Source organism: Curvivirga sp., assembly GCF_965219885.1.
In the GTDB taxonomy this organism is placed as follows: Bacteria; Pseudomonadota; Alphaproteobacteria; order UBA8366; family Aestuariispiraceae; genus Curvivirga.
This window is the reverse complement of the sequence record NZ_CBDCOT010000009.1, coordinates 599,967-613,799: the sequence shown is the minus strand read 5'-3', so window position 1 is coordinate 613,799 and position 13,833 is coordinate 599,967. Positions and strand designations below refer to the sequence as shown.

11 protein-coding genes are annotated in these 13,833 nt (G+C 42.2%); all 11 read left to right on the top strand.

Translation table 11 applies throughout. The features are described from left to right. The first annotated feature begins 1 nt into the window (after position 1). Positions 2 to 931 (top strand): DUF4114 domain-containing protein, encoded by a 930-nt coding sequence (locus tag ACOQOA_RS08295; RefSeq protein WP_420548179.1) that lies wholly within the window; start codon positions 2 to 4, stop codon positions 929 to 931. After that, positions 918 to 2,348, top strand: a complete 1,431-nt coding sequence (locus ACOQOA_RS08290; protein ID WP_420548178.1) for a lipopolysaccharide biosynthesis protein — start codon at positions 918 to 920, stop codon at positions 2,346 to 2,348. The genes ACOQOA_RS08295 and ACOQOA_RS08290 overlap by 14 nt, the downstream gene beginning before the upstream one ends. After that, positions 2,326 to 3,693: an O-antigen ligase family protein gene (locus tag ACOQOA_RS08285; protein WP_420548177.1), complete on the top strand. Its 1,368-nt coding sequence runs from the start codon at positions 2,326 to 2,328 to the stop codon at positions 3,691 to 3,693. Before ACOQOA_RS08290 ends, ACOQOA_RS08285 begins: the two co-directional genes overlap by 23 nt. A gap of 152 nt (positions 3,694 to 3,845) precedes the next feature. After that, positions 3,846 to 5,633, top strand: a complete 1,788-nt coding sequence (gene glmS, locus ACOQOA_RS08280) for a glutamine--fructose-6-phosphate transaminase (isomerizing) (protein ID WP_420548176.1) — start codon at positions 3,846 to 3,848, stop codon at positions 5,631 to 5,633. Continuing rightward, positions 5,630 to 6,379, top strand: a complete 750-nt coding sequence (locus tag ACOQOA_RS08275; protein WP_420548175.1) for an acyltransferase — start codon at positions 5,630 to 5,632, stop codon at positions 6,377 to 6,379. Before glmS ends, ACOQOA_RS08275 begins: the two co-directional genes overlap by 4 nt. Then, positions 6,376 to 7,488, top strand: a complete 1,113-nt coding sequence (locus ACOQOA_RS08270; RefSeq protein ID WP_420548174.1) for a hypothetical protein — start codon at positions 6,376 to 6,378, stop codon at positions 7,486 to 7,488. The genes ACOQOA_RS08275 and ACOQOA_RS08270 overlap by 4 nt, the downstream gene beginning before the upstream one ends. Further along, the gene (locus tag ACOQOA_RS08265; protein WP_420548173.1) at positions 7,488 to 9,632 is read left to right on the top strand and encodes a hypothetical protein; all 2,145 of its coding nucleotides are present in this window, start codon (positions 7,488 to 7,490) and stop codon (positions 9,630 to 9,632) included. Before ACOQOA_RS08270 ends, ACOQOA_RS08265 begins: the two co-directional genes overlap by 1 nt. Positions 9,633 to 9,661: 29 nt before the next feature. Further along, entirely contained in the window at positions 9,662 to 10,141 is a 480-nt protein-coding gene (locus ACOQOA_RS08260) for a hypothetical protein (RefSeq protein WP_420548172.1), read from the top strand. Continuing rightward, a complete protein-coding gene (locus ACOQOA_RS08255; RefSeq protein ID WP_420548171.1) occupies positions 10,134 to 11,570 on the top strand; it encodes a GumC family protein in 1,437 nt (478 codons plus the stop codon). The genes ACOQOA_RS08260 and ACOQOA_RS08255 overlap by 8 nt, the downstream gene beginning before the upstream one ends. A gap of 3 nt (positions 11,571 to 11,573) precedes the next feature. Continuing rightward, on the top strand, positions 11,574 to 12,668 hold the full coding sequence (locus ACOQOA_RS08250; protein WP_420548170.1) for a glycosyltransferase: 1,095 nt from the start codon (positions 11,574 to 11,576) through the stop codon (positions 12,666 to 12,668). Between the two features lie 10 nt (positions 12,669 to 12,678). Beyond that, entirely contained in the window at positions 12,679 to 13,833 is a 1,155-nt protein-coding gene (locus tag ACOQOA_RS08245) for a glycosyltransferase family 2 protein (protein WP_420548169.1), read from the top strand.

The window sequence follows — 13,833 nt, the reverse complement described above, 5'->3', positions numbered from 1 at the left end:
TATGAAAAAAACCCTAAATATAGTGATGACAGCACTCGGGTTTCTTCTGATTTCATCTTTTGCACAGGCGCAAGAGTCTTTGCAGAATGTGGATTTGGAAGATGGCTTGTTAAGTGGCATTCAAACCGCATTGCCGGAAAGCCGGAATGTGGATATGGAATTCCTCAATCCAAGCTACGATCCTGTCATTCGATTATCTGATGATGCTCAGATTGGCCTGACTTTTATTGATGAAGGTGCAGGTTACAGAAACAGCCTTGGCTATTTCACATTTTCTGACTCATCTTTTGACAACACGACATTCGGAGATATTGATACCAATAGCAATGGCATCATTACTGTTGGTGAATTATCGAATGTAAGTGATGTAAACACCGGAATGATCTTTAACAACGCTTCCAAGCGTTGGGCAGGAGGCTCTCTGGTCGCAGGTGATACGGCTGTGTTAGGCAATGGTACTCTAACGGCCGATGGCACTGATTTTACCATGGATGATGGTATCGTATTTGAATCAGGTACCAATGTTGGCTTCTTCCTAATGCAAAATGCCTATTCTTGGGGCGGTATAAATGAAGACGCGATGACCATGTATTCTGTGGATTTCTTAAATCCAGAGAATGACGCACTTGCAACTTATGATAATGTGGCATCCAATTCACGCCATGTGGCGATGATGTTTGCCGATTATGATCAAGAAGAACTTGTTCTGGGTTTTGAGGACTTGTATCGAGATCATCGAAGTGACGAGGATTTCAACGATGCAGTCTTCCGCATCCGAACTGACCCGATTGAAGCTATCCAAGATACTAATGTGACAATCATGACGGCACCTGCCCCTCATTTGGGTGGTGGTATTGCCGGGATGGTGGCTTTGATTTTTGTATTCGCTTTCGCACGTAAAAATCAGGTGAAAGAAAATGCAATTGCTTAAGAAACTTCCAGCGGCTTTACAGCAATCTGCAATTTATGCATTGGCCTTAGCGGGTGCAAAGGGGATCTCTTTGTTGATGATTCCCATTTTCACCCACTATCTAAGCCCAGAAGATTATGGTCGGTTGGATATCCTGCAAACACTGGCAGATATCCTAAGTATCATAATCGGGCTTGGATTGGCTGATACTTTATTCAGATTTTGTAATGAAAATGAAATGGACAAAGCCAAAGAAATTGCAGCGCGACTATTTGGTTTATCCTGGATCATTGCCGCTGTTTCTTTTCTTATTACGCAAATGATGGCATCGACGATCGCGGATATTTTGCCAGGGGATGTGACTGAAATTCAAACACGTCTTATTTTAACAAGCTTATCCTTGTCTGGTACAATACTTGTACCCTTGGCTTGGTTGCGTTTACGTTCCAAAGCAGGCTTGTATCTGGCTGGTAGTCTCGGTCGTACAGCATTTCAAGCTGGGTTTGCAGCGATTTTGGTTGCATTCGGTTTTGGTGTAACGGGATTTGTCTTTGCAGGTTTTGTGGCTTGTGTCGCTTTAAGCGCCTTTATGGGGTATCTGCAATTAAAAGATACTGGAATCAAATTTGATTTCGCGGCTTTTAAAGCGTTTGGGCCTTATGGTGGCCCTTTGATTTTTACTGGTATTGCCGGATTTATTATGGGTAGTTTTGACCGTTGGATTTTGGCGGATGCTGTCGGCACTGCTGCAATGGCGCAATATGCATTAGCGGCTAAATTCGGATTAATCACCGCTGTTTTAATTCAACCTTATGATATGTGGTGGCAAGCTAAACGCTTTAGTATGTTAACGCAGCAAAACGGGCGGGAGAAAGTTGCTCATTTCTCTTCTATTGCTTTTGTCGTTGTTTGTGCTGCGGTGATGAGCGTGTGTGCCGCTTCACCATTGCTGATAACTTGGTTAACCCCTGTAAGTTATCATCAATCCATAACATATGTGCCCTATCTTGTTGCCTTTGCGGCCATACATAATTTAACGCAAACTTTAGGTTTTGGTATTTATACTGAAAAAACAACAAAACTTCCGGCATTGATTGATGGCGCATGTGCCTTAATCGCCTTTGCCAGTTACTTTTTGTTTATTCCTGCATATGGCATTGAAGGCGCGATTTTGGCCACTTTTATTGCCTTGGGTATACGTTTTGGAACAACGATTGTGGTTGCGCAAAATACACTAAATTTACCCTATCCGTTTATAAAACTGGTTATTTTAGCAGTTTACACAGGATCAATGGTTGTCACCTTAAATTATCTGGAGGAGATCTATCTTCAGATAGTGATGGGAATGATTGCCATTGGTGTCCTTGGTGGGATGGCAGTTTTAATGAAATTCTTGAAACTTCCGGTGAGATGTCATGAAGCTACACGGATTGCATAATAGATCAACACAAGTGATCTTTGCCTTACTGGGGAGCTTGTTTTTGGTTTTACCGTGGTATGTGATCTCGCACCCCGCCATTCCGGTTGCATTGGCTCTGATACCTATCTTGATATTTGTAGCACTTCGCTATCCGTTTCTGATGGTTCTGGGATTCCTTATTTTTTCCTTTTTCAGAATTCATGAAGTTTTCCCTCAACTTTATCCGTTGCGCATCCCGCAGATGCTTGCATTGGGAACGATCGCGTCTTTAGCCTTCAATCTAATGACAAAGAGAATTGAGGTTTATTGGCGTTCGGAATTCAGTATTTTTTGTGTATTTTTCATACTGGTAACCTTAGGTGTGTTTTTAGCAACGAACAGAGGCGAGGCCATGTCCAGTTGGTCAGGCACTTATGTTAAAATTGCAATTATGGTTTTTGCGATTTCTTGGTTATCACAGGATACACGCGCCTTTAAGATCATGCTCTATAGCATCTTAATTGCTGGTCTGATTGTCGGTTATGTTACCATTTATAACAAGATGAACGGGATTGGGCTTGTAGAAGGAACACGGGCAACAATTGGTCGTGATTTGGGATCATTGCTCGGAGATCCAAATGACTTGGCTTTGGTTTTGTTGTTTCCGGCTTCATTCGCGCTGGCCTTGGTTTTCACCTCCGGAACGGGATGGGGTACGAAAATGCTCGGCGTTATCTGTTTTATAACTATGATTTCTGCAATCATTGCCACACAAAGTCGTGGTGGCCTGTTGGGCATTACGTCGGTGATGGCTGTCTTTGGGTATCGCAAGATTAAATCAAAGGCTTTGTTCTTTTCCATTGGCCTTATCTGTTTGATGATTTTATTTGCTGTCGCTGGAATCAGTGACCGTGCATCTGGCGGTGCCCATGAAGCAGGTATCGATGAATCATCCATGGGGCGTTTACATGCTTGGGATGCTGCAATTGGCATGGCGCTTTCACATCCGATAAGCGGCGTTGGGATCAACAATTTTTTATCTAATTATTATATGTATAGTGATTTTTGGGATGGTAAGAACCACGCGGTCCATAGTACTTGGTTTGGTGTTTTGGCAGAAACAGGTCTCATCGGTTTTATGATCTTCATTAGTTTGATATTTACCCTAATCAGAAATGGGTTAAAGACTTTACAACGTCTGGAAAAGACTGATGAAGTTGTCGCAAATATCGTCGCTTATGCGGTTTTTGCCGGACTGATCGGGTTTTGTGTATCAGGGACTTTTCTGACTATGGGTTTTACATGGCCTGTATATATTCTTCTATCCCTTGGCGTGGCTATTTCCCGCTATTCTGAAAAACTGGTGCATCAAAAGAAATATTGAAAAGCAAATTGAACTCATGTTTCGCTAATTGTATCGCATAATGAGAATTTCACTTGTTTCTAAATTTTAACTAATTGAAAATATTGAATAAATTTTGGGCATGCTCTCTGCAAAGGTTTAACAAAGTTTAATATTGCAAGAGGAGGAAGTCCATGTGTGGTATTGTTGGCGCCATTAACGGCGGTACAGTTATTCACGATCTCTTAACAGGTTTACATAATGTTGAATATCGGGGCTATGACTCAGCCGGTGTGGCTATCTTGAAAGATCAGGCGATTTCCCGCCGTCGTGCGAAAGGAAAGCTGGATCGACTTGAAGAATTATTGGACCAATCCCCTTTAGATGGAGCATCTGGCATCGGTCATACAAGATGGGCAACACATGGTGGGCCAAGCGTTGCAAATGCGCATCCGCATCTAACCTCTGAAGTAGCCGTTGTTCACAATGGTATTATTGAAAATTTTCACGATATTCGCGAAGAGTTAATGGCAGAAGGTCATGTATTTGAAAGCGAAACTGATACAGAAGTGATTCCACATCTGATCACGCATTATATTGCCAAAGGGTTTAGTCAGGAAGCTGCTTTAAAAGAGGCCGTTTTACGTTTAGAAGGGGCTTACGCTTTAGGTGTCTTAATGCGTGATGATCCTGATCATCTTTTTGCTGCTCGTAAGGGAAGTCCTCTAGTTATTGGTAAAGCGGATCATGGGGCTTATCTAGCTTCAGATGGTATTGCTCTCTCTAAAAATGCTAAACAAATTGCCTATCTAGAGGAAGGCGATATTGCAGTATTAGGTCGTGAAGAAATTCAAATTTCTGATATTAACAATAAAGACGTATATCGTGAAATGTTGACCCGTAGCAAAATGACAAAGGCAACTGATAAAGGTGGTTTTGCACATTTCATGTTAAAAGAAATCCATGAACAACCAGAGGTGATCGAAAAAACCATTAGATCCAATGTTCAGGAAGTGGCGGCTTGTCCAATTAATTTTGCAGATATTTCACGTTTGACGATCGTTGCTTGTGGCACTTCGTTTTATGCAGCTTCTGTTGCCAAATACTGGTTTGAAAAATATGCAAAACTTCCGGTTGAAACAGATATCGCGTCTGAATTCCGGTATCGTGAACCATGTTTATCAAAATCTGGGGCTGCTTTATTTATTTCTCAATCTGGTGAAACGGCAGACACATTAGCGGCACTTAAATATGCCAAAGATCATGCGCAAAAAATTATTTCGCTTGTGAATGTGCCGGAAAGTTCCATTGCGCGGGAATCGGATTTGGTTTTCCATACGATGGCTGGTACAGAAATCGGTGTGGCCTCCACAAAGGCGTTTACCACACAACTTACTTTATTGGCCCAGATAGCCATAAAAGCTGGTCAGCAACGCGGGGAATTGGATCACAAACAAGCCTTGGTTTTGACCCAACAATTGGATCAGTTACCCAATCTGGTGCAAAACGCGCTTAAATCAGCCCCAGAAGCAGAAAAAGTCGCAAAAAAAATCAAAGATGCCAAGAATGTCTTATTCATTGGACGTAACACATCTTTTCCAATTGCGATGGAAGGGGCGCTTAAACTTAAAGAAATCTCTTATATTCATGCAGAAGGATTTGGGGCCGGTGAATTAAAACATGGTCCTATTGCATTGATTGAGGAAGGAACACCTGTTGTTTCAATTCTGCCAAAAGACGCGCTTCATGAAAAAACAGTCTCGAACATTTATGAAGTTAAAGCCCGTGGCGCAAATGTGATTACAGTTGGTCCTGAACCGTTAGATGACTTTGCACATATGTCAGTTGAAGATGTAGACGAATTTTGTGTTCCAATTTTATATGCGCTGCCGATGCAACTTCTGGCTTATTATACGGCTGTTGCCTTGGGAGCAGATGTGGATCAACCACGTAATCTTGCAAAATCGGTGACAGTAGAATGATACATGTTCAGTCATTTAAGCAATGGGCTAAGCATGGCGATAGCCATGCCGCCCGCTTTATACGCAGATTACACCAATTTCGTAAATCGATCGAAATTCCAAAATCCGTTTGCGGGCTATATAGACCTGTCTACAGGGCGCATCGATTGGTCGCATCACTATATGAGCTATTCATACAAACAACCTATTTGACACCAATGTTCAAAAGCCAAATTGAAGGGTCAGTAAAGCGACTTAATCTATATGGTGGGTTGCCCTATATAAGTGGGCCTCTGAAAATAAAATGCGGAGATGATTGCAGAATTTCCGGTGCCACAACATTTTCAGGTCGCACAAAATCTAATCCCGCCCCCGAGTTAATCATTGGTCATAATGTAGGGATCGGTTGGCAAACAACAATTGCTGTCGGTACACGTGTTGTACTGTCAGACAATGTACGAATGGGTGGGCGTAATTTTCTGGCGGGCTATCCTGGGCATCCGGTGAATGCAGATGAGCGCGCACGTGGTTTATCAGATTATGACGATCAGGCCGGGGACATCATTCTTGAGAAAGATGTCTGGCTTGGAACAGGTGTGATGGTGATGGCGGGCGTCACCATTGGCGAAGGCACGATCGTGGCTGCAGGTAGTATAGTTACCAAATCTCTACCTGCTAATGTTCTGGCTGGGGGCAGTCCTGCAAAAGTAATTAAACCGTTAATGTCTGAAAACCCAGAACCAGAAATATTGGAGTTCAAGAAATGAATGCAGATATGATTGTTTTTGGGGAAGATTGGGGTAGTCACCCAAGCAGTACCCAACATTTAATACATCATCTTTCAAAAAATCGCCGGGTGTTCTGGATTAATTCAATCGGTATGCGGCGTCCGCAGATCAACTTTCGGGACTTCAATCGTCTGTTTGCCAAAGGTCGAGCAATTTTCAGGAAGCAAACCGTCGAAGATAAAGTTGATGGACCTGTTGATGTCGTCGCCCCCAAAGTTTTTCCCTGGCCTGGAAATCGCGTGGCCACAAGGTTGAACCAATCATTATTGTTAGGTCAGCTTTATAAAGTTTTAGGAAGTCATAATTGTAGCGATCCTATCGTTTGGACATCTTTGCCAACTGCTGTTGACTACCTTGATGGTTTAAAGAAGAAGGCGTTGATTTATTATTGTGGCGATGATTTCGGCGCATTGGATGGCGTTGATCATGCTCCTGTTCTTGAATGCGAGAAACGTCTTGGTGAGGCCGCTGATTTGATTATCACGGTCAGCCAAAAGCTTGCTGATAAATTCCCCGCGGAGAAAACAATTCTGATACCACATGGTGTTGATTATGGATTATTTTCGTCTCCTGTGGAACCAGCACCAGAATGTCAAACCAAACGACCTATTGCAGGGTTTTATGGAAGTTTGGCGGAATGGATTGACGTGGATTTGATCGCAGAAACAGCGAAAAAATTACCAAATTGGGATTTTATGTTCATTGGGCCGATTAAAACGGATATTAGCGCCTTTAGAAATCTTAAAAATATTCAGTTGATAGACGCTATGCCCCATGCGCAATTGCCAAGCTATGTGCAACATTGGCAGGCAGCCTTACTTCCCTTCAAGGATAACGAACAAATTAGATCGTGTAATCCTCTTAAGCTTCGGGAATATATTGCGTCTAATACACCTGTTGTCACTACATGCTATCCCGCTATGGAACCTTATCGAGACGTTGTTAATGTTTTTGAAACATCGGATGATCTTGTGTCAGTTTTAAGGAATATTAAACCGTCTGACGATCAGTCGTTGCGCGTGAAAAATGAAAGTTGGGGAAGCAAAGCAGGTAAGTTAGATAACATTCTGCGTCAGTGGAATAACTAATGTGGCGAATTGTTGTTTTTTGTCTATTGTTGAGTTTCCCTGCAGTTGCAGACGGTGATCTTGAGTTAGTCTACACTGATGAAAACCGTCCAACAGCGGGAAGTTATTATCATATCCAAGGCTATAACCCTACATCATCGCCTCAGATCGTGGTCATAAAAATCACGGATAAACCTGAGCCGGCTTATCATGATCGAGTAAACGAAGAGAGGTGGGTATTACCGGGCGCTTTTGAAATATGGGTGCAGCCATCTGCATTGCAGACACCAAACGGTAAGTTCTTGGCGTTGAATGGACTAGACTCTCTCACGGTATTCAGTCCTGCTGACTTGGATTTTGAGTCAATAGTTAAAACGGAAATACAACCGCCTAGTGATGTTCTTGCGTATGATTTTGGCCCTATAGATAGTCCCATATTTCTTGGGTTCGAACGACTAGGACCTCAATCGTCTCATATTAAATCTATAAATGTTCAACCCTTTATCAGGAAGGGAGGGGATAGCCTTATTCGTGACGGATTGAAAGGGATTACACTTCTTGAAATTCCCATATCAAATGGCCTGTGGCGGGCAAGTTTATGGACTGAAGATATCGGTGGATGGGAAACATTACCGCCTCTTTATGAGAGGCGTATTCGAATTAATGGGCAAGATGTGGATCTGTTAAGGCAAAATCACCATCAATGGATTAGAAGCAGATATCTGCAAGGGCAACGTGCAAATCAGGAAACACCTTGGGTAAGTTTTGGATCGCGGCGGGGTGATTTACGGCAATTTGAAGTTAATGTGAACAATGGACTATTTAAATTGGAACTGGCAGGATCAAATCTTCAAGCCACGACAATAACTGGATTGATACTTGAACCTCTTGGATTTGATTATGCATCAGTTGTTCAGGAACAGCGTAAAAAATGGTTTGATCAAAGATGGCCATATATCGTTGAAGAACGGCAAATTAATGCGGTGAAAGAAATAGTTGTTTTCGCAGGCGAAACGATCTTTGTTCCTTCAGATAATCAGGAACTGATTTCCGTTACTGGCATTGATGTTAAGGCCTATTACCCGCAGCAAGCTTTTCATAGATCACAGCCCAATAGCGGAATGCTTGTTCGCCAGTCACGACGTTTTTCTACGCAAGTAAGCAAATCTGAGACATCGATCTATCAGATTAGAATTCTGAAAAATGTCAAAACAGGTATTTATGATTTAGGTGGCTTGAAAGTTCATGTTGTAGAACAAGCGCTTCCAGATATTCCTAAATCAATCGGGATATATCTGGAACCCGCCTTATATCTGAGAGATGAGGCTGAAATAAATCGACAAATTTGGTGTGATTTAGAATATCTGAGTTCTCTGGGCTTAACCGCAATCGCCCCACCATTTTCCGATAACATCGTGGCGGACTATAATCGTGCGATAGCTTTTGGTTATCGTGATATCTTGGCTTACACGCCAATGAAGCGTCATCATGCAGCTGTCAAAAGGGCAATTCAAACCGGTTTGATTAATGATCTCTATTTGTCGATCGCCGACGAACCTTCAAATCTTGGCACAGGACGGCATATCTCTGATTTACATGATTTTTTGCAAAATGAGAGTCCTTTTGCGAAAAAAGCGGGCCATTTTAATAGTCGCAAGGATTGGAACTATCTAAAGTTTGTTGATTTAGCACTCATAAATGCAGGATTTGGAGTAGATATTGCTCAAATTATGGAGCTAAAAAAGGTTCAAAATCGTATCTGGTTTTACAATATGGAAGATACCAGATTAGGCTCTGGTTTCTACATGTGGCGTGCTGACGTGGATGGGTATCTACAATGGCACGGGCGTATGCCTACAGCCGACCCATTTGATCCAACTGATGGTCGTGAAGATGACGTTCAGATGCTGTATCCCAGTAAAACTGCGTGTTTACAGCATCCAGATATTGATATCAATCTGATCGACATGGTGAATGGGATATCTGATCTACGCTGGTTAAAGTGGCTTGATGGCGCTGCCAAGCAGAATCGAGAAGCACGTAAGTTGCGTGATGAAATCCACACAGATATTCCGTTGAAATGGCAGGATGCCAGAAAAGTTCAGCGTGGAAAATGGCAAAGTTTTAAATCCCAGATTCAGGAATTGGCTTTTCGATTGCAATGATATTCTCAGAAACAGAACTGAGGATTATTATGAGAGTTTTATTAACAACTATTGGATTGGCGGTTTGCTTAAGTGGCTGCATGACTCTTAGTCCTATGGAATTACTGCCGGAAAATGAAATGTATTTCATGACTATGAAGGATGAGCGTTACGCGCCGACTGGTCAGAATGGTATTTCTATACAGGAACTTCTTCAATCGGCTCGTGGTCAAGATGGCGAAGTTGTAGAAATTGTTGAAATACAGATTTCCTATCAGGACCATGTTCTGGATGAAACGAATTATGAATTTTTCCGTACTGTTCAAAATCAGCCGATGGAAATTCTTTGCGGTCCTTATGAATATGGGGATCCTTTTAGCGCGGCATCCATGGCTTTGCGTACCTGTGAGGAAATCCGGGCACAGTTAAATGACAAGGGGATTTCACTTTCTATCCGCTTTGATCCAAATGCGCCAAAAGGTCACGCAACTATTTCCCCATTGATGGGAGAGGGCGAGTCAGATGCGTAAACAATTAATATATCATATTGCTGTTATATTATGGGCAGCTTGGAGACGCCGCTATTTGATCGCTGTACCGATTTTGGTGATGCCTTTTCTAGGTTTGGCTGCGGGATTTTTTTCTCCCAAAAAATATGAAACCTATACAACCATCTTGATTCAGGAAGCTGCAAAGCAAAACCCGTTTCTGGAAGATTTAGCAATTGCAACAAATTTGAAATCTCGAATGGAAGCCTTGAACGCCTTATTGCATAGCCGACATATTCTAACCGAAGTTGCGCTCAAGCTTGGTTTGATCAATCAGGAGATGGATGAGACAACCCGTCGACGGGAAATAGCCAAACTTTCCAAAGCGTTGAAAAGTAAATTGGTTGGGGAAGATCTTATCAAGATCACTTATACGGCCAATAATCCTGATAATATGGCAGAAACATTAAAGCTTGTGAGTTTGCGTTTTGTGGAGAGGGTGATTGCCCCACAACGTTCTTCTATTGCCCAATCAGAAACGTTTTTAAAAACAGAATTGGATACGCGTCGTACCGATTTATTTGAGGCGGAAGCCGAGCTGGCTGAATATAAATCGCTTTACGCCAGTGAATTGCCCGAACTGCATGCGGCGAATGTCACCCGTTTAAGCCATATTCGTGCTTTGTTGGCAGATCGTAAGATCGCACTTGAAGGTGCAAAAGGAGAAGAGGCAAAAATTCGTGAGCGATTGTCTCTCACCAATCCAGTTGTTGGAAAAATTGAAGAAACGATTGTGGAAACAATGGCTGAGTTGACTGCATTGCGTGCAAGTTACACGGACCGTCATACAAAAATTCAGGCAGCATTACGTCGTCTGGAAGCTCTGGAAAATGAAAGAAACAAAGTTCTTCAACAATTCCCGAAACTCGAAGGTCAAAATCTGGATCGTCTTTGGAATATGGCAACATCCAACGGTTTCCAAAATCAAAATGGCGTGCAGCCTTTATTGGTATCCCAATTGGAACGTTTACAAGATGCACAGAGCCAATGTGAACGTCTGGAAGAGGAAATTAGCGGCTTGGAAACAGAGTTGAAGCTTTTATCCGACAAAGTCAACGGGTTTGGCGAACATGAACGACGCTTGAATGAGTTACAACGCGAAATCGAAGTGAGACGAAAAATCTATTCCGATTTGGCCGAACGACACCAGCTTGCCCGTGTGACAGGTGCGCTTGGTAAGTCTGAAGAAAGTGAGCGTATCAAACTGATTGATCCGCCATTCACACCGTTGGCGCCGAGTAACCTGCCTTTGATCTTCTTCGTGATCGCCGGCTTGGTTGGTGGCATTTGCTTTGGATGTGGGATCGCTTTTGTCATTGAAATGTTGGACACGACTATCCGCCGTAAAGAGGCATTGGCTCAAATGATCAACGCTCCCGTCTTTATCAGAATTCCGCCGAAGGAGGAGTAAAAAATGAACAGAGTAGTTTTGCAAATTGTTCAGCATATGAAACCTGGTGGCATTGAAACCATGGCGCTGGATTTACAACATCATATGAAAGACTTTGATGTTCATATTGTGAGTCTCGAAGGTAAGAAAGAGGATGTTTTGGAAAACTGGCCGCGTTTAAAACAGGTTGAAAGCAGACTTCATTGTTTAGATAAGAAACCGGGTCTACAAATTTCGACTGTTTTAAAATTGGTTTTGTTGATTAAACGTTTAAAGGCAAAAGCAGTCCACAGCCACCATATTGGCCCATTAACCTATGGTGGGGTTGCTGCGCGCTTTTGCGGATTGAAAGAATTAGTCCATACAGAACATGATGCTTGGCATTTGGAAGATCCAAGGGCGGCGACGCTGGAGCAGAAATTAATCCGGTATTTAAGACCAACATTGGTCGCGGATTGCCATACGGTTTCTAAGAATTTGAAAGCCATCATTCAAGAAGCAGAACCTGTTGTGATCTATAATGGTATTGATACAAGAAAATTTTCACCCGCAACAAAGTCAGAAAAACTTAAAACGCGGCAATTTTTCAAAATGGATGAGCAAGCTTTTTTCATTGGTTGTGCTGCACGTATGGAGAAGGTGAAGGGATTACATTATTTGATTTCTGCCATGCCGTCTTTGCCAGATTATATCAAACTGGTGCTCGCTGGTGATGGAAGTGAAAAACAAGCGCTGAACGAAATAGTGATCCAACTTGGATTGCGAGACAGAGTTCAATTCCTGGGGCGGATTGAACGCATGGACTTATTTTATAAATCCTTGGATATGTTTTGCTTGCCATCTTTAAATGAAGGGTTCCCTCTCTCTCCACTTGAAGCGCAAGCCTGCGATATTCCCACCATTATCACTGATGTTGGCGGGGCAAAAGAGGCGCTTTGTGCGACTACAGGACAATTGATTCCTGCAAAAGATACAGATGCAATAAACCAGGCTATTAAAACCTTGGCAGGCAGAGAATTTCAAAAAGATACAGAAATGGTGACCCCGCGCGATTTTGTCATGAAACATGCAGATATGCACCTGATGATTGGTGCATATAGTAATCTGCTTAAGGGATAGGAGAAAAATTATGTTAGAGACGATTATTATTATCTTATGTGTCTTTGTGATTTATCACCATGCAGGTTTCCCGGTCTTGCTTAAGCTATTGATGAAAAAAAACCAAATCACAGGTTTTATGAGTAAAAGCGATCAGTCGAATTGGCCGGAAATTACTTTGATTATTCCCGCTTATAATGAGGAAAAAACGATTGAAGAAAAGATCATCAATACTGCAAGCCTCGATTATCCATCAAACCGATTGAAAGTCGTAATTGCTTTGGACGGATGTAGTGACCAAACTGCAAATATTGCGCGTAATACATTGTTGCATCCTGAAGTTAGACAGCTAGATATAACAATCAATGATCATCGTGAAAATCGCGGTAAAGTCGCGGTTCTGAATGAAGAGATATTTGGTGTTGAGAGTGATATTGTCGCCTTAAGTGATTGTTCTAGTTTGCTGTCACTAGACTCCCTTAAACGCGTTGCGGGCCATTTTTCTGATTTGGATGTTGGCGTTGTAGGGGGAACATATCAATTCTCGGGTAATGAGGGTTCATCTGAACAAGTTTATTGGAAATATCAGACAGCTGTAAAAACAGGTGAAGCAAATTTTGGATCACCTATGGGATTGCATGGGGCATTTTATGCTTTCCGTAAAAGTCTGGCAGAGCGTCTTCCGGCAAATACTATTAATGATGATTTTATTTTACCAATGAAAATTATCGCGCAAGGGTATCGCGGTGTCTACGATCTTAAGATCAGTTGTATTGAAACAGAGTCTTCTGATCATGCCATGAATTGGAAACGCCGTGTACGTATTTCAGCAGGTAACGTTCAACAAGCTATTAGATGTCTTAATTTGTTGTTTTGTAAGAAGATCGGTGTGTCTTTTTGTTTCTTCTCCGGTAAATTTTTACGTGCCTGGATGCCGTTATGCCTGCTGACTATCTTCGCTCTTACAGCGATCGCAGCATTAGATAGCTCATTTTTCCAATATTTCTTTCTCTTACAATTTATGGGGCTTGTATTCCTTTTCTTACCTGTTAGCTGGTCAGGTAAAATCGAAAAAATCATCTCAGCTTTACGATATATCCTTATCGGTCATATGGCGGGCCTAGTTGGCACATTCAGATATCTAGCAGGATTAGAGAATGGTGCCTGGAAACGCCCAAATCAATAG

Coding starts and splice junctions, on each gene's coding strand:
- ACOQOA_RS08295 (WP_420548179.1), top strand. CDS start 2: ATGAAAAAAACCCTAAATATAGTGATGACAGCACTCGGGTTTCTTCTG.
- ACOQOA_RS08290 (WP_420548178.1), top strand. CDS start 918: ATGCAATTGCTTAAGAAACTTCCAGCGGCTTTACAGCAATCTGCAATT.
- ACOQOA_RS08285 (WP_420548177.1), top strand. CDS start 2,326: ATGAAGCTACACGGATTGCATAATAGATCAACACAAGTGATCTTTGCC.
- glmS (WP_420548176.1), top strand. CDS start 3,846: ATGTGTGGTATTGTTGGCGCCATTAACGGCGGTACAGTTATTCACGAT.
- ACOQOA_RS08275 (WP_420548175.1), top strand. CDS start 5,630: ATGATACATGTTCAGTCATTTAAGCAATGGGCTAAGCATGGCGATAGC.
- ACOQOA_RS08270 (WP_420548174.1), top strand. CDS start 6,376: ATGAATGCAGATATGATTGTTTTTGGGGAAGATTGGGGTAGTCACCCA.
- ACOQOA_RS08265 (WP_420548173.1), top strand. CDS start 7,488: ATGTGGCGAATTGTTGTTTTTTGTCTATTGTTGAGTTTCCCTGCAGTT.
- ACOQOA_RS08260 (WP_420548172.1), top strand. CDS start 9,662: ATGAGAGTTTTATTAACAACTATTGGATTGGCGGTTTGCTTAAGTGGC.
- ACOQOA_RS08255 (WP_420548171.1), top strand. CDS start 10,134: ATGCGTAAACAATTAATATATCATATTGCTGTTATATTATGGGCAGCT.
- ACOQOA_RS08250 (WP_420548170.1), top strand. CDS start 11,574: ATGAACAGAGTAGTTTTGCAAATTGTTCAGCATATGAAACCTGGTGGC.
- ACOQOA_RS08245 (WP_420548169.1), top strand. CDS start 12,679: ATGTTAGAGACGATTATTATTATCTTATGTGTCTTTGTGATTTATCAC.